This window comes from Rhizobium sp. USDA 4016 (assembly GCF_056279705.1).
Genome location: NZ_JBWCCY010000001.1, coordinates 73,744 through 95,818 on the forward strand (window position 1 = coordinate 73,744; position 22,075 = coordinate 95,818).

General features: G+C 59.3%; 20 protein-coding genes. 17 read left to right on the top strand and 3 right to left on the bottom strand.

The features are described from left to right. Positions 1 to 43 precede the first annotated feature (43 nt). The gene (locus ACZ9DP_RS00315; protein ID WP_064843705.1) at positions 44 to 1,174 is read right to left on the bottom strand and encodes a substrate-binding domain-containing protein; all 1,131 of its coding nucleotides are present in this window, start codon (positions 1,172 to 1,174) and stop codon (positions 44 to 46) included. 455 nt (positions 1,175 to 1,629) lie between these two features. Here ACZ9DP_RS00315 and tkt point away from each other — a divergent pair, with 455 nt between their 5' ends. Genes tkt through derI form a run of 5 tightly spaced genes read left to right on the top strand, consistent with a single transcriptional unit; the run spans position 1,630 to position 6,980 of the window. After that, complete coding sequence (gene tkt, locus ACZ9DP_RS00320) at positions 1,630 to 3,624, top strand: transketolase (RefSeq protein ID WP_476199654.1); 1,995 nt, start codon at positions 1,630 to 1,632, stop codon at positions 3,622 to 3,624. Beyond that, the gene (locus ACZ9DP_RS00325; RefSeq protein ID WP_476199656.1) at positions 3,621 to 4,643 is read left to right on the top strand and encodes a class 1 fructose-bisphosphatase; all 1,023 of its coding nucleotides are present in this window, start codon (positions 3,621 to 3,623) and stop codon (positions 4,641 to 4,643) included. The genes tkt and ACZ9DP_RS00325 overlap by 4 nt, the downstream gene beginning before the upstream one ends. Positions 4,644 to 4,649: 6 nt before the next feature. Then, complete coding sequence (gene fba / locus ACZ9DP_RS00330; RefSeq protein ID WP_004129785.1) at positions 4,650 to 5,699, top strand: class II fructose-bisphosphate aldolase; 1,050 nt, start codon at positions 4,650 to 4,652, stop codon at positions 5,697 to 5,699. A gap of 42 nt (positions 5,700 to 5,741) precedes the next feature. After that, a complete protein-coding gene (locus ACZ9DP_RS00335) occupies positions 5,742 to 6,512 on the top strand; it encodes a triose-phosphate isomerase (protein WP_476199657.1) in 771 nt (256 codons plus the stop codon). A gap of 12 nt (positions 6,513 to 6,524) precedes the next feature. After that, on the top strand, positions 6,525 to 6,980 hold the full coding sequence (gene derI, locus ACZ9DP_RS00340) for a D-erythrulose-4-phosphate isomerase (RefSeq protein WP_476199659.1): 456 nt from the start codon (positions 6,525 to 6,527) through the stop codon (positions 6,978 to 6,980). Positions 6,981 to 7,195: 215 nt separating this feature from the next. On the opposite strand, the gene ACZ9DP_RS00345 is transcribed toward derI, so the two are convergent. Both ACZ9DP_RS00345 and ACZ9DP_RS00350 read right to left on the bottom strand, forming a co-directional pair. Beyond that, a complete protein-coding gene (locus ACZ9DP_RS00345; RefSeq protein ID WP_168318578.1) occupies positions 7,196 to 7,897 on the bottom strand; it encodes a FadR/GntR family transcriptional regulator in 702 nt (233 codons plus the stop codon). A gap of 100 nt (positions 7,898 to 7,997) precedes the next feature. Further along, complete coding sequence (locus ACZ9DP_RS00350; RefSeq protein WP_476199661.1) at positions 7,998 to 8,792, bottom strand: SDR family NAD(P)-dependent oxidoreductase; 795 nt, start codon at positions 8,790 to 8,792, stop codon at positions 7,998 to 8,000. Between the two features lie 148 nt (positions 8,793 to 8,940). Between ACZ9DP_RS00350 and ACZ9DP_RS00355 the strand changes: the two genes are divergently transcribed. The 12 genes from ACZ9DP_RS00355 to ACZ9DP_RS00410 all read left to right on the top strand — a co-directional run bounded on the left by ACZ9DP_RS00355 (position 8,941) and on the right by ACZ9DP_RS00410 (position 21,979). Beyond that, positions 8,941 to 10,293: a four-carbon acid sugar kinase family protein gene (locus ACZ9DP_RS00355; protein ID WP_476199662.1), complete on the top strand. Its 1,353-nt coding sequence runs from the start codon at positions 8,941 to 8,943 to the stop codon at positions 10,291 to 10,293. A 10-nt stretch (positions 10,294 to 10,303) separates the two neighbouring features. Then, positions 10,304 to 11,191, top strand: a complete 888-nt coding sequence (locus tag ACZ9DP_RS00360) for a beta-keto acid cleavage family enzyme (protein WP_476199664.1) — start codon at positions 10,304 to 10,306, stop codon at positions 11,189 to 11,191. 69 nt (positions 11,192 to 11,260) lie between these two features. Continuing rightward, positions 11,261 to 12,793, top strand: a complete 1,533-nt coding sequence (locus ACZ9DP_RS00365; RefSeq protein WP_476199666.1) for a sugar ABC transporter ATP-binding protein — start codon at positions 11,261 to 11,263, stop codon at positions 12,791 to 12,793. 38 nt (positions 12,794 to 12,831) lie between these two features. Beyond that, complete coding sequence (locus tag ACZ9DP_RS00370; protein WP_004129777.1) at positions 12,832 to 13,794, top strand: ABC transporter permease; 963 nt, start codon at positions 12,832 to 12,834, stop codon at positions 13,792 to 13,794. A gap of 95 nt (positions 13,795 to 13,889) precedes the next feature. Then, the gene (locus ACZ9DP_RS00375; RefSeq protein WP_004129775.1) at positions 13,890 to 14,888 is read left to right on the top strand and encodes a substrate-binding domain-containing protein; all 999 of its coding nucleotides are present in this window, start codon (positions 13,890 to 13,892) and stop codon (positions 14,886 to 14,888) included. A gap of 64 nt (positions 14,889 to 14,952) precedes the next feature. After that, positions 14,953 to 15,987, top strand: coding sequence for an aldo/keto reductase (locus tag ACZ9DP_RS00380; protein ID WP_476199668.1), 1,035 nt, complete (start codon positions 14,953 to 14,955; stop codon positions 15,985 to 15,987). Positions 15,988 to 15,992: 5 nt separating this feature from the next. Then, entirely contained in the window at positions 15,993 to 17,276 is a 1,284-nt protein-coding gene (gene oiaX / locus ACZ9DP_RS00385) for a 3-oxo-isoapionate-4-phosphate decarboxylase OiaX (RefSeq protein ID WP_476199670.1), read from the top strand. Positions 17,277 to 17,279: 3 nt separating this feature from the next. Next, a complete protein-coding gene (locus ACZ9DP_RS00390) occupies positions 17,280 to 18,260 on the top strand; it encodes an aldo/keto reductase (protein ID WP_476199671.1) in 981 nt (326 codons plus the stop codon). Positions 18,261 to 18,381: 121 nt separating this feature from the next. Next, on the top strand, positions 18,382 to 19,338 hold the full coding sequence (locus ACZ9DP_RS00395; protein ID WP_476199672.1) for an L-threonylcarbamoyladenylate synthase: 957 nt from the start codon (positions 18,382 to 18,384) through the stop codon (positions 19,336 to 19,338). Between the two features lie 256 nt (positions 19,339 to 19,594). Further along, positions 19,595 to 20,638 (top strand): aldo/keto reductase, encoded by a 1,044-nt coding sequence (locus ACZ9DP_RS00400; RefSeq protein ID WP_013984678.1) that lies wholly within the window; start codon positions 19,595 to 19,597, stop codon positions 20,636 to 20,638. Further along, complete coding sequence (locus ACZ9DP_RS00405) at positions 20,635 to 21,141, top strand: hypothetical protein (protein ID WP_476199673.1); 507 nt, start codon at positions 20,635 to 20,637, stop codon at positions 21,139 to 21,141. The genes ACZ9DP_RS00400 and ACZ9DP_RS00405 overlap by 4 nt, the downstream gene beginning before the upstream one ends. Further along, positions 21,113 to 21,979 carry an N-acyl homoserine lactonase family protein gene (locus tag ACZ9DP_RS00410; RefSeq protein WP_028003125.1) on the top strand — a complete coding sequence of 289 codons (867 nt, stop codon included), beginning with the start codon at positions 21,113 to 21,115 and terminating at the stop codon, positions 21,977 to 21,979. The genes ACZ9DP_RS00405 and ACZ9DP_RS00410 overlap by 29 nt, the downstream gene beginning before the upstream one ends. Positions 21,980 to 22,075: the final 96 nt, after the last annotated feature.

Below are 22,075 nucleotides of genomic sequence, written 5' to 3' on the forward strand. Positions count from 1 at the left end.
CCGCTGGGGCACGGGGAGCGGCCGGAGCCGCTCCCGCGCACCGTTAGTTCATTGCGTCGGTGAGAATCTTCGGTGCCTGGTCGCCGTTCGACTGCGGCCACGCCTCGATCAGGTTATCGCGGGTCACCGCAAGGGCCGGGAGCACGACGTAGGGAGGTGCGTCCTTTCCGAGTAGGGCGTATCCGGCAAGGATGCCCTCGGCATAACCGGCGCCGTACGGACGCTGGGATCCGGTTCCCTTGACGTAACCCTTCTTAGCCATGTCGATCGAGATGTTGACGCCAAGGTCGCAAGTGGTGATGACGAGGCTCTTGGACGCGCCCGCTGCGCGCGCCGCTGACAGGACGCCTTCTGTTGGAACGTCCCACACGGCCCAGATGCCATTGAGGTTGGGGTGGGCCGTCAGCATTGCGGAGGCGACGCGCTCGGATTCGCTTGAGAAATCAGGGCCTCCGACACCGGTCTCCTGGACGACCTTGATATCCGGATAATCCTTGATCGCTTCCTTGAAGCCGACCACGCGTTCTTTGGTGGCAAAAAGGTCGGACGCATGCGGGATGAGACCGATTTCGCCCTTGCCGTCGAGCGCCTTAGCCATGAGCAGTGCGGCGACCTTTCCCATCCCGCGGTTGTCGGAAGACACGAGGCTCACATAGTCTTTGCCAGCCTTCATCCCGGCGCCGGTCTGGTCAAGGAAGATGATCTTAATGCCAGCGGCAGCAGCTTTCTTGTATGCTGCGGCCGTGGCTGACTGCTCGGCGGGAACGGTGATCATGACGTCAGGTTTGAGCGCCATGACGCTTTCGATGTCTGAAACTTGCTGCTCCGCGCGATATCCAGCATCAGTCGTCGCAACGATTTCGACGCCGAGCTCTTCCAGGGCCTTCTTTTGCCCGGCCATCTGGGCCTTGGCCCAGTCAGACGCCGTGTAGTGCATCACAATGGCCGCTTTGGCATGCTTCGCCTTAATCTTTTCGATCTCTTCGGCGGATAGCTTCAGGTCGCTCGCGAGGGTCGCTTTTTCGCCGTTGGGCCCGCTTGCCGGGTGACTTTCAATATCCTTGATCTGTTTATCGATATCGACCGCGAAGGCGCTCGGCGCATAAGCAGCGCTACCGCCGAGGGCAGTGGCAAGGGCGATCATCTGCAGGGACTTGCGCATCGTCAAAGGCATTTCGGTTCCTCCCTTTAAAGCCTATTGAGTTCCTCGAATTCAATAACGTATACGTTAATGCATTTGTAAAAGCTGTCAACTGAGAAATGTCGGGAAACATCGGCGAGCCGAATTGAGCATTCCGCATTGGATGGTTTCAACCAACCTCGAGCGCCCAACGCGGTAGTGATCACGCTGGTCATCCGTCCGTTTGCCACCAAACGGATCGAAGCAGACCGCCCCGTGAAAGCGACCTGGGCTGATCCTTCCGGCTCCCGATCGACGTGGAAGCCAATAAAAGCTATTGCGCAGATATGGAGGTATAAGGTATGAGGTATGACGTCGATGGACGCACTTTTGCAGTCTGAATGTGATATTGTTATATTCATCGCATCCTCCGCGTGATGTTGTGATTTCGATATTGTGATGTCCAATAAAGTGCGCCACATTGGTCGCGGTTTATAAGGGAGGAAGAATTGACAGCAGCAGTTTCGATCCGCGATCTCGCGAACGCTATCCGTGTCCTGTCAATCGACGCGGTTGAGGCCGCAAAGTCCGGACACCCCGGAATGCCCATGGGCATGGCTGATGCAGCGGCGGTGCTGTTCGGCCGGCACCTCAAGTTCGATTCAAGCGAACCTGGCTGGCCGGACCGCGATCGTTTCGTCCTGTCGAACGGCCATGGCTCGATGCTGCTCTACAGCCTTCTGCACCTCACCGGGTACGAAGACATGACGATTGAGCAGGTTCGCAACTTCCGCCAATGGGGCTCCAAAACGCCAGGTCATCCCGAATTCGGGCACACCGCTGGCGTCGAGACGACCACCGGGCCGCTCGGACAGGGGATCGCGTCGGCTGTCGGAATGGCTATCGCGGAGCGGCGCCTATCAACCGAATTTGGCGCAGCGCTTGTCGACCACCGGACCTACGTTTTCTGTGGAGATGGGTGTCTCATGGAAGGTGTTGGTCAGGAAGCTGCTTCGCTGGCCGGCCACCTGCAGCTCGGCAAGTTGATCCTCCTTTACGACGACAACTCCATCACCATCGACGGCTCGACCGCAATCGCGTTTTCGGAAGATGTGCTCGCGAGGTTCGACGCGTATGGATGGCACACGCAGCGCGTCGACGGTCATGATCCGGATGCGATTGACGCGGCGATCTCGCAGGCGAAGGCGGAAGCATCCAGACCATCCCTCATAGCCCTGAAAACCATCATTGGATACGGCTCTCCGTCAAGGGCAGGAACAAGCTCCGTACATGGTGCACCGCTCGGCGCCAGCGAAGCCGCCGCGACGAAGGCAGCCTATGGCTGGACGGCGGACACTTTCGAGATTCCTGCTCCAATCCTCAAAACTTGGCGCGAAGTCGGCGCGAAGGGCGCCAAGGCGCGCAAGGACTGGCAAGCGCGGCTCGAAGCAGCGGGCGCAGATGTCAGAAGTGAGTTTGAACGCCGCACCGCCGGCTCATTGCCAGCGCGATATGAGGAAGCGGTCAACGCCGCCAAGGCAAAGCTGCTCGACAAGCCGCAATCAGTGGCAACGCGTAAGGCAAGCCAGATCGCACTGGAAGCGCTGACGGAGCTGCTTCCGGAAATGATCGGCGGGTCCGCTGACCTCACCCACTCAAACTTGACCCGGGTTCCGGCCGTCGACAGCGATTTCACCGCCGCTGCAAGCGGGCGGTATGTCAGCTATGGCGTCAGAGAGTTTGCCATGGCCGCCGCGATGAACGGTATGGCGGCTCACGGCGGCGTCATACCCTATGGTGGCACGTTCCTCGTCTTCTCGGATTATTGCCGCAATGCCATTCGTGTGGCGGCTCTGATGGGCGTCCGCTCTATCTTCGTGATGACGCATGACTCGATCGGTCTTGGCGAAGACGGTCCGACGCACCAGCCCGTCGAGCATCTTGCCAGCCTCAGGGCAATGCCGAACTTGCATGTATTCCGGCCCGCCGACACCATCGAGACGCTGGAATGCTGGGATCTTGCAATAACCAGCAAGAACACGCCGTCGGTTTTGGCGCTCTCGCGGCAGAATGTCCCGCAACTGCGCGCCCAGCGTGACGGCATCAATCGCTGCGCACGGGGAGCCTATGTGCTCCGGGAAGCGAGCAGCGAACGTGCCGTCACAATCATCGCCACCGGAACGGAAGTCGCGCTTGCGATCCAGGCTGCCGACGAGCTTGAGGCGAGAAACATTCCCGCCGCTGTCGTCTCGATGCCGAGCTGGGATCTCTTCGAACAGCAGCCCAAGGATTACCGCAGCTCGGTCCTCGGCAACGCGCCGCGCATTGCCGTGGAAGCGCTCTCGAAGTTCGGCTGGACTAGGTATGTCGACAGCGAAGACGACGTGATCGGGATGTCCGGCTTCGGAGCGTCTGCGCCTGCCGAGACGCTGTACGAGCAATTTGGGATCACGCGTGACTCAATCGTCACGCGCGCCCTAGCAAGGATAAGGGGCAAGCAATGAGCGCGCCGGCGACACACGGAAATGACGAAGCGGGCGTCCAGTACGGTTCTGTCGATGAGTACCTCTCGACCTGGGCTGGTGAGGATTTGTCCCGTCAGGGGGTGGCGGCTCTAATCAACGGTGTGTTGGATGCCGCCTGTCTTTTATCCGCACGCATCGCAGCCGGTTCCCTGGAGGGCGATCTGGCCCACCTTGTCGGATCAAATACCGACGGTGATGCGCAAAAGGCAATCGACATCGCGTCGCACGAGTTGTTCATCGAAATACTCGCACGCGCAGGCGCTGCCAGGGTCCTGTCCGAGGAGGCCGACGCGCCAGTTATGCTCAATGGCCAGCATTTTGCGGTCGCAATCGATCCGATCGACGGTTCAGGCAATGTCGGGCTGGGCACGCCCGTCGGCACGATCTTCTCGATCATGCCTTTCTGCGAAGCTGAAGATCCCTTTTTAACCCCTGGAAAGCGCCAGGCCGCGGCCGGTTATGTCTCATTCGGCAACACGGTCGATTTGGGCTTTTCGGTCGGAGAGGGTGTGCTGCTGGCGACGCTGCATCCCCAAACCAGCGAGTTCCTGATCGTCAAAAGGCAGGTTCAGATACCTCGGGACACGTCCGAGCTTGCATATAACGCTTCCAACCACCGTCACCTTCACCCTGCCATGAGCCTGTATCTTCAGGATTGTCTGACCGGCAAGGAGGGAACGCGCGGCCGCGATTTCAACATGCGTTGGCTCGGATCGGCAGTCGGAGAGCTCCACCGGATCCTGATCAGGGGCGGTGTGTTCTTCTACGCCGGCGACAAGCGACCCGGCTTTGAAAATGGGCGCCTTCGCCTGGTGTATGAAGCGAATCCGATCGCGTTCCTGATGGAGCAGGCCGGGGGGCGGGCCACCGACGGCACGACCGCCATCCTGGACAAGATCCCGACCTCTCACCATTGCCGCACGCCGCTGGTTTTCGGTTCAGCGACGGAGGTCGACCTGATCGCAAGCTATCTCAATTCCAATCCAACCAGCGAGTAACACGTCATGGCCAGGATTACTCTCCGCCAGCTGCTGGATGATGCCGCCGAACACGGCTACGGCGTCCCGGCGTTCAACATTAACAACATGGAACAGGCGCTTGCCATCATGGAAGCGGCCGACGGAACGGATTCGCCTGTGATTCTCCAGGCGAGCCGTGGGGCCCGAGCCTATGTCAACGACATCATGCTCAAGCACATGATGGAGGCGGTGACGGAAATCTATCCGCATATCCCCGTTTGCGTCCATCTTGACCACGGAAACGAACCGAGCACCTGCGTCACCGCGATTCAGCATGGTTTTACGTCCGTCATGATGGACGGATCGATCCTTGCTGACGGGAAAACCGCGGCAGATTGGGACTACAACGTCAAGGTCACGAGAAGCGTCAGCGACACGGCCCATTGGGCAGGGGTTTCGGTGGAAGGGGAGCTTGGCGTTCTGGGCTCGCTTGAGACCGGTACGGGCGAGGCGGAAGACGGTCACGGCGTCGAAGGCAAGCTCGATCCGCATCAGCTTCTGACCGATCCGGAGGAGGCCGCGAAATTTGTCGCGGAGACCAAGGTGGATGCGCTTGCCGTCGCAATGGGCACCAGCCATGGCGCCTACAAGTTCTCACGCCGGCCGGACGGTGACGTGCTGGCAATGGATGTTATTGAGGCGATCCATCGGAAACTTCCGAATACCCATCTCGTCATGCACGGTTCGTCAAGCGTGCCGGAGGAGCTGCAGGAAATTTTCAATCGCTTCGGCGGGCGGATGAAGCCCACCTGGGGCGTGCCGTTGGAGGAAATCCTGCGCGGCATTCGGCATGGCGTACGAAAGGTCAATATCGACACTGATTGCCGCATGGCAATGACGGGACAGGTGCGCAGAGTGCTGTCCGAAGATCCGACAGAATTCGACCCTCGCAAATATTTGAAGCCCGCAATGACGGCGCTTTCGAAGCTTTGTCGCGAAAGATTCGAAGCTTTCGGAACGGCAGGGCGCGCAAGCTCCATTCACGTTGTGCCGCTCGCGGAAATGGCGAAGCGGTATCGAGCCGGCTCGCTCTAGGTCGGCCAACATCCATTTGAACGCAAACGTGGTGAAGCGGCGATGACCGAGAAGAAAACCCTCTGGATTGGCACCAGCTGGAAGATGAACAAGACGCTTGCCGATGCCGCGCAGTTTGCGCACGGTCTCAGGGCCGCAGACATCACGTCCCATCCGCGCATCCAGCGCTTTGTCATCCCCCCTTTCACTGTTGTCCGGGAAGTGAAGACCACGTTGGCGGGCACGTCGGTGAAGGTCGGCGCGCAGAACATGCACTGGGACGAGGAGGGCGCCTGGACGGGCGAGATTTCGCCCTTGATGCTTAAGGACTGCAACCTCGACATCGTCGAGCTTGGTCACTCCGAGAGGCGTGAACATTTCGGTGAGACGGACGTGACGGTAGGACTGAAAGTCGAGGCGGCGGTTCGCCACGGCTTGATCCCGCTCATCTGCATAGGGGAGACACTTCCCGAACGCGAGGCCGGGCGCGCCCGCGACGTCCTCGAGGACCAGGTTCGCGGCGCGTTGGGAAGCCTTTCTACCGACCAGAAGGACAAACCGATACTGCTTGCCTACGAGCCTGTTTGGGCCATTGGCGTCGATGGGATCCCCGCGACAGCGGACTACGCCGACGCCCGCCAGGCCGAGATCATCGCGTTCGCGGAAGCCGTGCTCGGCCGGCGCATTCCCTGCCTCTACGGCGGTTCGGTCAACGCGGACAACTGCGAAGAGCTCATATCCTGCCCTCATGTCGATGGGCTGTTCATCGGCCGCTCGGCCTGGAAGATCGAGGGCTACCTCGACATCCTCGAAAAGTGCGCGGCCAAAATCTGAGGAGTGATGAAGATGAAAATTGCAGTAGCAGGCGACAGCGCGGGCGAAGGCCTCGCCAAGGTCCTCGCCGATTATCTCAAGGATCGTTTCGAGGTGTTCGAGGTCTCCCGGACGGACGCCGGTCTCGACGATTTCTATGCGAACCTCTCCGACAGGGTCGCCAACGGCGTGCTCGAGGGCACCTACGACAAGGCCATCCTGGTGTGCGGCACCGGGATCGGCGTCTGCATTTCGGCAAATAAGGTGCCGGGCATAAGGGCAGCCCTCACACACGATACTTATTCCGCCGAACGGGCGGCGTTGTCGAACAACGCCCAGATCATCACCATGGGCGCCCGCGTCATTGGATCGGAACTTGCGAAGACGATCGTCGACTCCTTCCTCGCCCAGAGGTTCGACGAGAACGGTCGCTCGGCCAGCAATGTTGCCGCTATCGACGAAGTCGATACGAAATACCACGCCCGCTAGTTGAAAAGCTGGGCAAGCATTGCTCGCGGTCGAGGCGCCAGGCGCAATCAGCCTGGCGCTTTATCGTTTTCTGGCAATTTTCAGAACCGACGAATAGGCCGGGCGGCTTGCGGTATCCAAGCTTCGCGTCCGCCTACAGATGCCGCCGGTGATGATCGCAGTGGGACCTGCGCGAAATGCAAGATGCGCTATGTCTTGACGTGATGTCCTCCCTGTCACTTCAACAGCGATGTGCGGAAGTGTTCCATGTTTTCCTCGACGCTCTCGCGGCTGAGGTCGCCGGTCTTTCTGTCCCGGATCATCTGAAACATGTGTTCGTGGAGATCGACTGCGCGCCATTTGCCACTGACCTCTAGCGATTTTTGCACCCAAGGCGCGACCATCGTCAGCACGAAGTCGGCGATCACGACGATCAACGGGTTTCCGGCAGCTTTGTATATTGCTCGGTGGAAATCGAGGTCGGCCTTGAGAAGATCTTCGATCGCGGAGTTCGCATCCTCCGACAGCCTTTTTAGTCGGTCGATGCACTCCCTCATCGTGGCGAGGTCTTCGTCCGTACGCCGCAGCGACGCGAGTTCTGAACAGTTGCGGTCGAAAACGTATCGCAGTTCCATCAGCATCTCAGGCGTCGAGCTCTGAAGATAGAGCTGAAACATCGCGAGCGGCATCGCCGGAAGGCCTTCGTCCTTACGGATGTAATTTCCAAAGCCATGACGCGTCTCGACAAGACCCGAGACCGCGAGCGTTTTGATCGCCTCTCTGATTGGAGTGCGACTGATCCCGAGAAGCTGGGCCAGCTCTTTTTCATTGGGAAGTTTGTCGCCAGGCCCGAGGTTGCCTTTGGCAATTTCGCCCGTAATGTAGTCGAGCGCTATGTCCAGCCGGCTTGGGATTTTCTTTGGGTCAACAGACAGCATTCCTGGTCACGCTCCAATCAGAAATCGAATAGGTACGAGGTCATACCGCGTTTTACCGCTTGCGACAAATGCCGAACGTCGAACTGGCCACTTCTCCAGGTTATTCGCTGATTTGTCCCAGCCGCTTCGAGGCTTTCGGATCGAATGGGAACATGAGGCCAGCGGCCAGGAAGCCGCCGTCGACGTTCAGGGTGTGCCCCGTAATATAGGCAGCATCGTCGCTCGCAAGGAACACCGCGGCATCAGCGATTTCCGATGGTTCGCCATAACGACGTTGCGGAACGAGCCGATGATAGGCGTCACGTGTTTCGACCGTGTGCATGACTTTCGAGACCTCGGTCAATATCGGGCCCGGTGCGATGTTATTCACATTGATTCCCGATTCCGCGAGTTCGACCGCCATAACCTTCGTGAGGAGTTCGACGCCGGCCTTTGAGGCTCCATAGGCCGAACGTCCGACACCGCCCTTCTGGCCGGACAAGGATGCAATATTGATGATCCTCCCGTAGCCCTTGGCGGCCATGATCCGAGCAAAGGCTTGCGCCACGAGGAATGTTCCCGTCAGATTGATCCGGACGACGCGCTCGAATTCCTCCCTCGAGCTTTCGAGAAACAGCGTGGTTGCGCCCACGCCCGCGTTATTGACGAGAATGTCGACTGTGCCGAAACGGCTGACCGATTCCTTGACGATCGTCTCGACGTCTTCGCTGACGGAAATGTCGGCACGGACCGCTAAAGTCCGCTCCCCAAGCCGTTCCGCAGCCTCGTTAGCCACTTCGAGATCGCGATCAACGATCACGACGTTCGCGCCTTCGCGAACATAGGCTTCAGCGATCGCTAGTCCAATGCCCCGGCCAGCTCCGGTCACCACGGCAGTGCGTCCAGAAAGTCTCATCTCGTCCTCCAATTTTCAAGATATGAGGTATAAGGTATAAGGTATGACCTTGACAGAGTTATGTGCTGCTTCTATGAGTATTGTCAAGAGTGAAGCCCGGCTGATGTATGGAGGAAGATATCCTCGGCCGGGATATTGGGAGGATCCGATGACATCAGCTGGCAAGCTCAAGGCCGTGTTTTACGGCGACGACTTCACGGGTTCTTCCGAAAACCTGGCGCAGTTCCATCGCAGTGGTGTGAAGGGAAAACTCTATCTCGCACGCCCTTCAGCACAGACGGCGTCAACAGATGCTCTGTCTTATGATGTGCTTGGCTTCGCCGGTACCGCAAGGGCGTTGTCCGGCGTCGAGCTCGACGAGGAGCTTGACAGCGCGTTTTCGATCATGCGCACCCTCAACAGTCCGCTTATCCAATACAAGATCTGTTCGACGTTCGACTCGTCGCCCACCGTTGGAAGCTATGGTGCTGTCCTAGCGCGCGCTGCGGCTCACTTCGGCAAGAGGGACGTTCCAGTCCTCGCCGCGACCCCGGACTTCGGGCGCTACACCTGTTTCGGAAATCACTTCGCGCGCTTTGCCGACAGGATTGAGCGGCTCGACCGGCACCCGAGCATGTCGCGCCACCCCAGGACGCCGATGCACGAGGCGGATCTGCGCATGCATCTGGCTGGGCAGACAGATAAGGAATTCGTCAACGTCACGCTTCCCGCAATCCGGAACCGCTCGGCAATGGAGGAGCGTGTCTTCAAGGCCTTCCAAGAGGGGGCAGGGGTCATTTTCGATGGGCTCGAAAATGCGGATCTTGCGGCTGTCGCCGATCTGCTCTGGGCGCGGTATCCGACACGTCCGATGTTCGCGCTTGCAGCTCAAGGCTTGGCGCAACAACTCGGCGCTCTTTGGGCCCGCTCGGGCCTGCTATCGTCGGCGGAGCCCGTCAAGACGGAGATTGCCGGCGTCGAAAATCTACTCGTCTTATCAGGTAGTTGCGCCCTGCAAACCGGGCGCCAGATTGCGGTGGCCGAAGCTTCCGGGTGGAACCTTGTCCACTTGGATGTCTCGACAGTCCGGTCCGATGATGATGCTGAGGCAGTTGCGCGGGAGGCTGCTTTGAAGGCGATCGAGAGCCTTGTGCGCGGTCGACCTACAATCATCTACACCGCTCGCGGGGAAACCGGCCGTGTGGCCGGCGGCGATGTTCCCGCGGAACGCTTGGGCGCCATCTACTGTGACGTTGCGCGTGCCGTGCGTCGCGCGGTTTCCTTGCCGCGGATCGTGTTTTCGGGCGGTGACAGTTCGAGCTATGCGGTGCGGACAATCGGCGCCGAAGCGCTCGAGATCGCCGTTTTTGACGAAGTTCAAAATTGCCATGTCTGCCGCCTGGATGCGCCGGGCGACGCCGAAGTCGATGGCCTCGAAGTCATGCTGAAGGGCGGGCAGATTGGTGCCGATGACTTCTTCCTGCGGGCAAAGGCGGGCACCTCGGGTTATCTGGCGGCGTAAGGAGCAAAAGATGCAAAAGAAAATCATCCTCGAAGCCAGGGTCAACGAGTACGCGCCGCGCACATCCAACCCTAATATCCCATACACCGCCGACGAGATCGTTGAGGCCGCCGTTGCAGCCCGCAAGGCGGGAGCGGCGATTCTCCACTATCATGCCAGGACAGCCGACGGCGGTGCGACAAACACCGTTGAGGCAAACGCTGAAATCATCCGCGAAGTCAGGCGGGCGACCGATCTACTCATCCTTCCCACGCTCGGCTTTATCTCGAATGATGCCGACGCCATGAAGCGCATCGACACGGTCGCAACCTTGGCATTGGACCCTGCTACGAAGCCCGATATTGCGCCCATCGATACCGGTTCGGCCAATCTCGAGCTTTGGGATGCCGAGACGCGCAGGTTCGAAAATCCAGAACGTTTGTATCTCAACACGACCGAAAGTCTCGCGCACTACGCGCGTACATTGGCCGAAAAGGGCGTAAAGCCGAAGCTGGTTTCCTGGTCTGTTGGGTTCACGCGCCGCGCGATCGCTCTGATGGACGCGGGCCTTGTGAGAGGGCCCGCCTACTTTCTCCTGCACCTAACGGGAGGGCGATACATTACCGGGCATCCGCCGACCGAGGCGGGTCTCATGGCGCATCTTGCATTTCTGCCCGACGACCGGCCGATCGAATGGACGGTCAATTGCCTTGGGGGCAATCTGTTGAACATTGCTCCTGCGATCTGCCGTCTGGGCGGCCACATGGCTATTGGAATAGGCGACTATCCCTATCGCGAGTTCGGCACACCCACGAACGCGGAAGTCATATCGCGCGCTGTTGAGATTGCCCAAAAGGTCGGACGTGAGCCGGCTACACCTCAGGAGGCACGCGCGATCCTCGAACTGGACGCCGCGTAGAACCAATACGGCATGCGATCCGCACACACGCGGCATAGATTTCGATTTTACGAGGTATGACGTCATATCATGGTCAACGCAACTGAGAAGATAACAGTTCAGGCAACCGCGCAGTCGTCTTCGGCACGCGTGCTTCTGCGGGCCGAGGGCGTGGAAAAGTCGTTCAACGGCGTCCCAGCGCTCATTGATGGCCGACTGACTCTAAAGGCCGGGACCGTCCATGCCTTGTGCGGCGGTAATGGCGCAGGCAAGTCGACATTCCTCAACATCACGATGGGACTGCTCCGCCGCGATGGCGGGATAGTGGAGATCGATGGCGAGCAGGTCGACTTCAAAAGCGCCGCTGACGCCTTGCGTCACGGCATTGCGATCATCACTCAAGAGCTGTCCCCCGTCCCCGAGATGACTGTCGCCGAGAACCTTTACCTTGGACGCGAGCCGAAACGGCTTGGTGTGCTCGTCGATTTTAGCCAGATGCGCAGGGACGCCCAGGCATTCCTCGATGAACTCGGCTTTGAAGTCGACGCTGCCAAGAAGATGGGGGAACTGAGCCTCGCCCAGATTCAGCTCGTCGAAATTGCGAAGGCTCTCAGCTATCGGGCACATATCGTCATCATGGACGAGCCGACATCGGCTATCGGCGAACACGAAGTCCATGTCTTATTCAACGCGCTCCGCAAGATCACCGCGCGCGGTTCCGCAATTATCTACGTGTCTCACAAACTCACCGAAATCTTCGAGATCGCGGATGAGTACACAGTGTTCCGCGACGGCTGTTTCATCGAGACTGGAAACATCAGCGACATCGACCGCCGTCATCTTGTGACACAGATCGTCGGCCGTGAGGTCAAGCTGGTCGAGAAGGGCAAGCCTCTCGAAGACGCGCCAATCCTGCTTTCGGTGTCGAACTTGGCGCGAGGGCCTCATTTCCGAGACATCTCGCTAGACGTGGCGTCGGGCGAAGTGGTCGGAATCTACGGGCTGCTTGGGTCCGGACGAACCGAGTTCCTCGAGACAATATTCGGGCTGCACTCACCAACGGGAGGCGAAGTTGTCTTCAACGGCGGTAAGGTCAAGCCAGGCAGTCCTAAGGACGCAATTCAACGTGGAATGGCGATGGTGACCGAGGATCGCAAGGACAGTGGTCTCGTGCTGTCGGCATCGATCGCCCACAACATCACGCTTTCATCGCTGGCCTTGATGGCCATCAGCGGTTTCATCCGCGGGGACAAAGAGCGCAGCGCAGTTCAAGACATGATCGTCTCACAGAGGATCAAGTCGGCGTCGCCAGATGTTGCCGTCGAAACTCTGTCAGGGGGCAACCAACAAAAAGTCGTGCTGGCCCGGTGCCTTCTGACAAATCCAAAGCTTCTCATTTGCGACGAACCGACGCGTGGCATCGACGAAGGTTCCAAGCAGGAGATCTACGCGTTCCTGCGAGACTTCGCGGCAAAGGGCAACGGCGTCCTCGTGGTCTCCTCGGAGGCACCGGAGATCATGCAGCTCAGCGACAGGATCGCGATTTTCAAACAGGGGCAGCTGCTCAGCATCATCGACGGTGCCGAAGCAACGCAACAAACGCTTATGGACATGGCGAGCTGATGAGCGGTCGTAGCCCCATTCACGGGAGGACTTGAGTAATGAATACCATCGCTGCGGCGAAGCCCGGAAACTTCCGCGCCGGGGAAATGATCAGGCAGTTCAGCATCGTTCTCGTGTTTTTCCTGATCGTCGCGTTCTTCGCGTTCGCGAACCAGTACTTCATGACATGGTTGAATTGGCTGAATCTCGTTCGCCAGTCGTCGATCAACGGCATTCTGGCGATCGGAGTGACCTTCGTCATCCTTACTAAGGGCATCGACCTATCGGTCGGCTCCGTAATGGCGCTCGCGGGCATGATCGCCGCCAGCCTCGTAACGGAGACCAACGAGCAGTTCGTGCTTTTCGGTATCTTTGCGGGCCTCGCGGCGGGAGCCGGCCTCGGCTTGGTGAACGGCGTGCTTGTTGCCGCGGTCAAGGTCCCGCCGTTCGTAGTGACGCTTGGCATGTTGAGCGTGGCCCGCGGTCTCACCTTGATCTTTTCGGAAGGACGCCCCATCCCGAATCTGTCGGATCCCTTCAAGTGGATCGGCTCCGGGCAGATCATGTATATCCCGGTACCGATCGTCATCCTGTTCGTCGTCTTCCTGATTGGATGGACCGTTCTGAACTATACGACTTTCGGCCGTTATGTGTACGCAGTTGGCGGCAACGAGAAGGCGGCTCGCACGAGCGGCATTTCCACCAAGGTGATCGTCGGTGCGACCTATGTGATCTCGGGCCTCCTGGCTGGTCTTGCGGGGCTTGTCCTGACGGCTCGCACTACCGCTGCGCTGCCGCAAGCGGGCATCGGTTATGAACTCGATGCGATCGCCGCCGTCGTGATCGGCGGTACGAGCCTTGCGGGCGGCCGCGGATCGCTGCTCGGCACACTGATCGGCGCGCTCATCATCGGCACGATCAACAACGGCATGGACCTCATGGGCGTGTCTTCATACTACCAGCAGGTCCTCAAGGGCACGATCATCGTGGTCGCGGTCATCGCCGACCAAATCCGCAAATAAGACCAATCCCGAAATTGCCGCCGGGGAAGGCCGGCGACAATGTCCGGCCCAGCGTGTCGCGTCCGGACGTATCTTAAACCAGAGGAGAATATGAAATGCAGATGTCTAGGAGGAACCTGCTCAATGCGGGTGTGGGTATGGCAATCGCCGTAGCGACGTTGGCTGGCGGGAACTTCGCCTTCGCGCAGGACAAAATTCGGATCGCGGCTCTCTCGTTCGGTGAGTCCGGCGAGTACATGAAGGCTTGGTCGACGGAAATCCAGAACCATCCCGCCGTCAAATCGGGCGAGGTCGAGATCACCGTTTTCGACGGCAAGTATGATCCACTGACACAGGCGAACCAGATCGACACAGCGATCACCCAACAATTCAACGCGATCATCATGTCACCGTTCGACCTCGAGGCCTCGGCACCGCCGATCGAAAAGGCCGCCGAAGCGAAAATCCCGCTTATCGTGTCAGCGCTCAAGACCAAGTCGACGAAATACACCGCGTCCATCATCGTTAACGATACCGAAGGCGGCCGGATCATCGCTGAGGAACTCGCCAAGCGCCTTCCGAACGGCGGCAACGTCGTCCTCATGGAGGGTCCGATCGGCCAGTCGGCCCAGATCGAGCGCCGAGCAGGCATCGACGCTGGTCTCGCCAAGTTCCCGAACCTCAAGCTCATCGAAGACAAGACAGGCAACTGGAGCCGCGCCGAGGGTCAGGCGCTCATGGAGAACTGGTTGCTCGCGCACCCGGGTGAGATCAACGGCGTCCTTGCGGAAAACGACGAGATGGCGCTTGGCGCGATCGAAGCCATGAAGAGCGCCGGCATCGATCTCAAGACCGTTCCCGTTCTTGCGATCGACGGCATCCCGGACGCAAAGCGCGCCGTGAAGAAGGGCGAGATGGCGGTCAGCCTCTACAAGTACGCCCGCGCCGAAGGCCAGGGCGCGGTCGACCTCGCACTGCGGGCGATCAAGGGCGAGAGCTACAAGCCACAGTCCGAAATCTGGGGCTCGCTGATGGAATGGAAGGGCGGCACCGAGAAGGACTACGTCGTGCCGTGGCTCGTGCTCGATTCCACCAATGTCGAGAAGTACATGTAATCGGACAACGGCGGACGGCCCATACGGCCGTCCGCCTTACACCAGGGAAATAGGATCGACCATCATGTTGAAGAGAAAAGTTGGAAAGACCGATGTGACGCTGACCTCGCTAGGGCTGGGTACCTCGCCGCTCGGTGGGTGCAATGTCGATGTGAGCTTCCAGACTTTCGAGGCGGTCGTCCTCAAGGCATACGACTTGGGTGTCCGCTATTTCGACACCGCGCCCCTTTACGGCCTTGGAAAGTCCGAGCATTCCCTCGGCCATGTCCTTCGCAACAATGATCTCATCGGCAAGGTCGTGGTCAGCACCAAGGCGGGGCGGATACTCAAGCCGGAAAGCCGCGCAAAGCGCGCCGAGAGCCTTTACGGCATCGACTGGGTGAAGGCGCTGCCATTCGTCGATGACTACGACTATTCCTATGACGGCATCATGCGCGCTTTCGAAGATAGCCAGCAGCGCCTGGGTATGGACCACATTGACATCCTCTATCTCCACGACGTGAGCGGCGAATGGCACCGCGAGGCGTATAGCACCCACCTTTCGGCGCTGAGATCGAGCGGTTACAAGGCGTGTGACGAGCTGCGCAGCACAGGCTCCGTGAAGGCCATCGGCCTCGGCGTCAATGAAACCGCGTCGGTCCTGCAGGTGGCGGAGGAATTTGATCTCGACTGCTCCATGGTCGCCGGGCGCTACACCCTGCTCAACCACGGCGCTCTCGACCATTTCTATCCAGAAATGCAGCGTCGCGGCATCGGTATCATTGCGGCTGGCATCTACAACTCCGGCATCCTCGCCGAGGGTAGCAAGTCGATGACAACCACCCGCACCTACGATTGCCAGCCCGCGCCTGAAGCGATCGTCCGCAAGGTCGAGGCGCTCGAAGCCGTCTGCGAGCGCCATGGCGTCTCGCTTGCGACTGCAGCGACACAATTTGTCTACGCACATCCTGCAGTGACCGCGGTGGTACAGGGAGCGCTGGCGCCCGAACACGTCGCCGCAAACGTCGCCGCGATCTCGACGCCGGTTCCGGCTGCGTTCTGGGCCGACCTGAAGTCGTCCGGCCTCATCCCTGAAGGCGCGCCAGTTCCGGAGGCATGAGAGCGATGGATCTGGCTCAGCGCAGGCCCTCGGACATTCTGGTCACCTATCGGATTGAGACCGCCGGGAGCGCTGAGGCCTTGGCGGTCAAGATCGGAAGCGACCAGTCGACGGGTACATTTGTTGACCTGCCCGGAGAGACGCCGCAACTGAAGGCGCGCGCGGCCGCGCGCGTGGTCGCTTTCGAGAAACTGGACTCTGTCGAGGTTCCCTCGCTCCCTGCAGCGGGCGAAGTCTTCAACCGAGCGGAGACAACAATCGCCTATCCCCTGGAGGCCATCGGAACTGACCTCGCGGCAGTCACCACGGTTGCATTGGGCGGGGTCTGGTCGATCAAGGAATTCACCGGGCTGAGGGTCATCGGCCTGCAGCTGCCTCCAGAGTTTGAAGGCGTCTACCCGGGGCCTCAATTTGGGATCGAAGGCTCCCGCCGTCTGACCGGCGTCTACAATAGGCCAATCATCGGCACGATCATCAAGCCCGCGCTCGGCCTCACCCCGGACGAAACGGCGCAGGTGGTTGCTGAACTCGTCGCGTCCGGTGTCGACTTCATCAAGGACGACGAGAAACTGATGTCGCCACCGTACTCCTCGTTGGAGGCGCGGGTGAAAGCGATCATGCCGATCATCCGGGATCAGGAGCAGCGCACCGGCAAGAAGGTGATGTATGCCTTCGGCATTTCCGACGTCGATCCCGACGAGATGGTTCGCAAGCACGACCTGGTCGTGCGCGAGGGTGGAAACGCCGCCGTCATCAACATCAATTCGATCGGCATGGGCGCTTTTCTGTTCCTGCGTCGGCGGTCGTCCCTTGTCTTGCACGCCCATCGCAACGGCTGGGATCTTCTCACCCGACATCCAGGTCTTGGGTTCGATTTCTCGGTCTACCAACAGCTTTGGCGACTTCTCGGCGTCGACCAATTCCAGATCAACGGCATCGCCGCCAAATACTGGGAGCCGGACGCCTCTTTCGTTCAGTCGTTCCATGATCTCCAGAAACCGATCTTCAGTAATGCCGACCGCCCGCTACCGGTCGTTTGTTCGGGTCAATGGGGTGGACAGGCGCCTGAGACCTATCGAAGGACGGAGCAGACGCTTGACCACCTTTACCTTTGCGGTGGTGGCGTCGTCAGCCATCCCGGCGGGCCGTCGGCTGGTGTCAGAGCGGTCCGTGCGGCCTGGGATGCCGCGGTCGCCGGAATCGATCTCCATGAATATGCCAAATCTCATCCAGAGCTGGCGCAGTCGCTCGCCAAGTTCGGCTCTAAAACCGTATCAGAAGGAAGATGACAGATGGAATATCGTCAGCTTGGCCGGTCAGGTCTGAAGATTTCGCAACTGGTTCTTGGTTGCATGAGTTTCGGCGTCGCCGATCGCGGCAACCATGCTTGGACCTTGTCCGAAGACGACAGTAGGCCCTTTATCAAAGAGGCACTCGAACAGGGCATAAACTGCTTCGACACGGCCAATGCCTACTCGGACGGCACCAGCGAGGAGATCATCGGCAAGCTGCTCAGGGAGATGGTGCAGCGTGATGAGGTTGTCATTGCCACCAAGGTCTACGGCAAGATGCGCAATGGAGCGAATGCGGTCGGACTTTCCCGCAAGGCAATCATCGCGGAGGCTGAGGCCAGCCTCAAGCGGCTGGCGACCGACTACATCGACCTCTACCAAATTCATTTCTGGGACAATTCGACCCCGATCGAAGAGACGCTGGAAGCGCTGACCGATCTCGTTCGAAGCGGCAAGGTTCGCTACATCGGAGCCAGCAATTGTTACGCATGGCAATTTGCGCGCGCGCTCTACAAGTCGGACGCTGCCGGATGGTCGCGTTTCGTTTCGATGCAAGCTCAGATGAACCTCCTTTATCGCGAGGAAGAGCGGGAGATGTTGCCGCTCTGTAAAGCTGAAGGGGTCGGGATTATCGCGTTCAGTCCGCTGGCTCGCGGGCGCCTCAGCCGGCCTTGGGATGAAAGCAGTTTGAGGTCCGAGACCGACAATGTCACCGCTCGGTTCTACGGTCACGCGGACGAGGCGGATCGCCGCGTCGTAGACGTCGTCGCAAAGATTGCAGACGACAAGAACGTCCCGCGATCCCTCGTTGCGATGGCGTGGCTTAACACAAAGGCGGGCGTGACGGCTCCTATAATCGGCGCAACGAAGCTACAGCATCTGAAGGATGCCGTCGCTTCCTTGGCCGTCAAGCTAAGCGACGACGAGGTCCGCGAACTCGAGGAGCCATACGTGCCGCATAGCGTAGTCGGCTTGAACTGAGTTTGGCCCAGCGGGGACGACGTTGAGGCTGTCAGGAGGCACGCCGAACCGGGCCTCCTGAGCCAATGGCTTTGGTCGTATCGATCTCTGCTCCCTTCCAGAACCAGCGCGAGGAAAAAAGATGACCACCACCCGTCATTTTGACGTCAGCGACAGCGCGATTGAAGCTGCCGCCCGGCTAATGCGAAATGGCGAAGTTGTCGCGTTTCCGACGGAGACGGTTTACGGGCTCGGCGCGGACGCCAGCAGCCCCGCCGGGATCGAGCGCATCTATGAAGCCAAAGGACGCCCGCGGCATAATCCCCTGATTATCCACGTTTCGGACGTGGAAATGGCGCGCAGGATGGCACATTTCAATCCGGAGGCAGAGTTGGCTGCTGCCAGCTTTTGGCCGGGACCTCTGACATTGCTCCTGCCAAAGCGGGAAGACGCGGGGCTCGCAACCGCAGTTACCGCGGGCATGAAAAATGTCGCAATCCGATTTCCCTCGTCGAGTGTCGCCCAACGGCTGATCCGGGCCGTCGGATTTCCGGTGGCAGCGCCTTCAGCCAATCGTTCCGGGAAGGTCACCTCGACCCGCTTCGTGGAAGTTGTCCGCCAGTTGGACGGACGGATTTCGGGAATCGTGGAAGAAGACATATGCGATCACGGCCTGGAATCGACTATTCTGTCTTTGGTCGGATCTCCGATTATTCTACGCCACGGGTCAGTTCCGCGGGAGGCACTGGAAGTTTTACTAGGCCCGATTGACGAGGACACTGGGCCCCAAAAAGTCTCGGCACCAGGCCAGCTAAAGAGCCATTATGCTCCGGAAGCCGCCGTTCAGATGAATGTCGACCGTCCTGCCGCCAATATGGTCTGGGTCGGTTTCGGACCGGAGTGCGAGGGCTGTCAATTGACGCTGTCTTCTTCCGGTGACCTTCAGGAAGCTGCCCGCAACCTCTACACCGCCATGAGTGAAGCCGACGCCTTGGCCGGCGCGAGTGACGTGATTGCATTCGCCCCTGTGCCTCTGATTGGCCTTGGCAGGGCAATCAACGATCGGCTGAGACGAGCTGCCGCGCCCCGTTGCGCGTAGGCGGCATTTCAAGCAATTCGCAAAATGCGGATGGCGGCATGCAAAAAACGCTTGCCTCTATAGGTATGACCTTATACCTTACACCTTGCCGATTGAGGAGTCAGGCCACGGAGGTCCATCAAGCATTTCTGGTGTGGTTGGCGGCAGACGCCGGCGACCTGACACGCATTTGGGACACGGGCTTTACCCGAACAATGACGGCATGGCGGAAGCTACATCGCTTCGACGCCTCCTATCGACATCTAGGGATGATCACATGACCGAACTTGAAACTAGGCCGCTCGGAAAAAGCAAAGTGCAGGTAACTTCGCTTGGGCTAGGCACAGTGCCGCTCTCTGGCTTCAACGCCGATGTCTCCTACGACGAATTCGAAGCGACGATCCTCGCCGGGTATGCGGCCGGCATCCGCTATTTCGATTGCGCGCCGATGTATGGATTCGGCAAGTCGGAGCATTATCTTGGCCATGCCCTCAGGGCGAACAAGCTGCGCGAAAACGTGGTGGTAAGCACCAAAGTCGGACGCGTATTGAAGCCCGCAAGCAGGACGAAGAAGTTAGAGACCGTCTACGGCATCGAGTGGATCGACCCGCTTCCGTTTCTCGATACCTACGATTACACCTATGACGGCGTGATGCGCGCATTCGAAGACAGCCAACAGCGCCTCGGCCTAGACTATATTGACGTTCTTCTCGTGCATGACGTTGGTCGGGCATGGCACGGCGACCAGAGCGAATTCTATTGGAACCAGTTGCGGGCCTCCGGTTACAAGGCACTGGACGAACTTCGCTCCAGCGGAGCCGTATCGGCCATTGGTCTGGGTGTCAACGAGACCGAGTCTGTCGTGGGTGTCGCCCGTGAATTTCCAATCGACTGCTCGTTGATCGCCGGCCGCTACACCCTTTTGAATCATGCCCCGCTTGAGGCCGCGTTCGACGAGTTGCTCCAGCGGAACGTCTCCGTGATCGCCGGCGGGATCTTCAATTCCGGGATCCTCGCGACCGGCGTAAGCGGTCCCGCGGCCACTTACGATTACGGCAAGGTTCCGGCGGCCGTCGTCGAAAAGGTCAAGGCCATCGAGAGCATTTGCTTAAGATATGCGGTGAGCTTGCCTGCAGCGGCGATGCAATTCGTCTATGCGCATCCGGCAGTGGCCACGCTGGTCATGGGTGCAAAGAGCGCATTGGAAGTCGAGCAGAACGTCAAGGCGATCAACGAGACAATACCCGCTGCATTTTGGGACGCTTTGACTGAAGCGAGCCTTCTTCCGTCAAACGCTCCGCTGCCGACGGCTGTACGATGATGGCCAGCGGAGGCACCGTTTTCGGCGGCTTCCGCTGTGAAGCGCTCGTGGGTTCGGTTCCATCGCCGGAGGCGCGCGCATGCCTCGAGGCGCTCGTCACGACATATGGCGAGCTCCTCGCGATCTACTCCTTCATGCATATGGCATTGAGGGAGAAGAGCATGCGCCTCTTGATTGGAGAACTCGCCAATCGCGCCACAGAGATAAAGCGATCCGTCCGTTCCTCGCTTGCGGGCTCGCGCGGTCTCGCGGGGCAGGGCCACGCACTCTCCCATCTTGGACGGGCAGATGGCCTGCTTGCCGAGGCGGAGGAGCACCTGCAGCGCGGTGTCCTGGTTTCAGATGCACCCCTGCTGGGGCTGCTTTCAAATGCGGCGATCGAGCTGAAACGATCGGCCGCCATCTTAGGCACGTCGACCTTCGACACGAGAGCATGCTGTGGAGGGTCCCTACTTGGACATGGGGAGGAAGACCATGGGAACGCATTCGATCTGGGTGCTTGAATACTCTCGAAGCCCGGTGCACCCGGTCAGCGGGGTTTTTTACGGCGCCCATAATCAGGGCACGATGAACCTGCCGTTCGCATACATACTCATCAAGTCGGGAGATGCAGTCGTTCTGGTCGATGCCGGTCACGACGCCGCCGATTTCGGAGGCCAGATCGCCAACTCAATCGGCGTTACCGGTTGGACGCCTCCGGAAATCGTTCTCGGGGAATGCGGGATCAGGCCCCAAGACGTCACGCATGTCATCCTCACGCACGCGCACTTCGATCACATTGGCGGCCTAAAGTTCTTCCCAAATGCTAAGATTTTCATTCAGAAGAAAGAATTGGAATCCTGGATGTGGATTCTGGCAAAGGGTCGGCGCTTCCGTTCATTGCAGGCCGGACTGAATCCGGCGGATATCCTCTATCTGACCCAGGCAAATATCGAAGGCCGCCTGGAACTGGTGGAGGGAGAGCGGGAAAACCTGGTACCAGGCGTTCATGTCTATCCGGCATTCGACACCCATACCGCAGGATCGCAATATGTGGTGGTGGAGACCGGCGGTGGAGACGGCAAGTTTGTCCTGTCCGGCGACGTCATCTACACCTACAGCAACCTCACGGGTGAGGACGCCACCGATCCCTGCTTTGTGCCGCCGGGCCTTGCCAATGGCAGCCAGACACGTCTGATCGAGTCCGCCGAGGAGATGCTCAAAATCGTTGGTATGGACGAACGACGAATCGTTCCCATGCACGAGGAGCAGCTGTCAAAAATCTATCCGTCGCGCCTGACGGATCGCCAGCTCATGCTCGTCGAGATTTGTGTGGCCGACGGAGACGTATCAAGAGTTTGATCGATTTGAAGCAGCGCGAACGCCAAGCTGCATCGTTCACAATCGTCCTCCCAAGGCGATAAGCAGAGAAAAGGCCGGGTGTCAGTGACTCCGGCC

Bases quoted from the DNA above. Each gene is read 5' to 3' on its own strand.
- ACZ9DP_RS00375 (WP_004129775.1), top strand. From the start codon at position 13,890: ATGCAGATGTCTAGGAGGAACCTGCTCAATGCGGGTGTGGGTATGGCA.
- ACZ9DP_RS00380 (WP_476199668.1), top strand. From the start codon at position 14,953: ATGTTGAAGAGAAAAGTTGGAAAGACCGATGTGACGCTGACCTCGCTA.
- ACZ9DP_RS00345 (WP_168318578.1), bottom strand. From the start codon at position 7,897: ATGCTGTCTGTTGACCCAAAGAAAATCCCAAGCCGGCTGGACATAGCG.
- ACZ9DP_RS00400 (WP_013984678.1), top strand. From the start codon at position 19,595: ATGACCGAACTTGAAACTAGGCCGCTCGGAAAAAGCAAAGTGCAGGTA.
- ACZ9DP_RS00355 (WP_476199662.1), top strand. From the start codon at position 8,941: ATGACATCAGCTGGCAAGCTCAAGGCCGTGTTTTACGGCGACGACTTC.
- ACZ9DP_RS00315 (WP_064843705.1), bottom strand. From the start codon at position 1,174: ATGCCTTTGACGATGCGCAAGTCCCTGCAGATGATCGCCCTTGCCACT.
- fba (WP_004129785.1), top strand. From the start codon at position 4,650: ATGGCCAGGATTACTCTCCGCCAGCTGCTGGATGATGCCGCCGAACAC.
- ACZ9DP_RS00395 (WP_476199672.1), top strand. From the start codon at position 18,382: ATGACCACCACCCGTCATTTTGACGTCAGCGACAGCGCGATTGAAGCT.
- ACZ9DP_RS00350 (WP_476199661.1), bottom strand. From the start codon at position 8,792: ATGAGACTTTCTGGACGCACTGCCGTGGTGACCGGAGCTGGCCGGGGC.
- ACZ9DP_RS00325 (WP_476199656.1), top strand. From the start codon at position 3,621: ATGAGCGCGCCGGCGACACACGGAAATGACGAAGCGGGCGTCCAGTAC.
- ACZ9DP_RS00405 (WP_476199673.1), top strand. From the start codon at position 20,635: ATGATGGCCAGCGGAGGCACCGTTTTCGGCGGCTTCCGCTGTGAAGCG.
- ACZ9DP_RS00410 (WP_028003125.1), top strand. From the start codon at position 21,113: ATGGGAACGCATTCGATCTGGGTGCTTGAATACTCTCGAAGCCCGGTG.
- ACZ9DP_RS00365 (WP_476199666.1), top strand. From the start codon at position 11,261: ATGGTCAACGCAACTGAGAAGATAACAGTTCAGGCAACCGCGCAGTCG.
- oiaX (WP_476199670.1), top strand. From the start codon at position 15,993: ATGGATCTGGCTCAGCGCAGGCCCTCGGACATTCTGGTCACCTATCGG.
- ACZ9DP_RS00360 (WP_476199664.1), top strand. From the start codon at position 10,304: ATGCAAAAGAAAATCATCCTCGAAGCCAGGGTCAACGAGTACGCGCCG.
- ACZ9DP_RS00370 (WP_004129777.1), top strand. From the start codon at position 12,832: ATGAATACCATCGCTGCGGCGAAGCCCGGAAACTTCCGCGCCGGGGAA.
- ACZ9DP_RS00335 (WP_476199657.1), top strand. From the start codon at position 5,742: ATGACCGAGAAGAAAACCCTCTGGATTGGCACCAGCTGGAAGATGAAC.
- ACZ9DP_RS00390 (WP_476199671.1), top strand. From the start codon at position 17,280: ATGGAATATCGTCAGCTTGGCCGGTCAGGTCTGAAGATTTCGCAACTG.
- derI (WP_476199659.1), top strand. From the start codon at position 6,525: ATGAAAATTGCAGTAGCAGGCGACAGCGCGGGCGAAGGCCTCGCCAAG.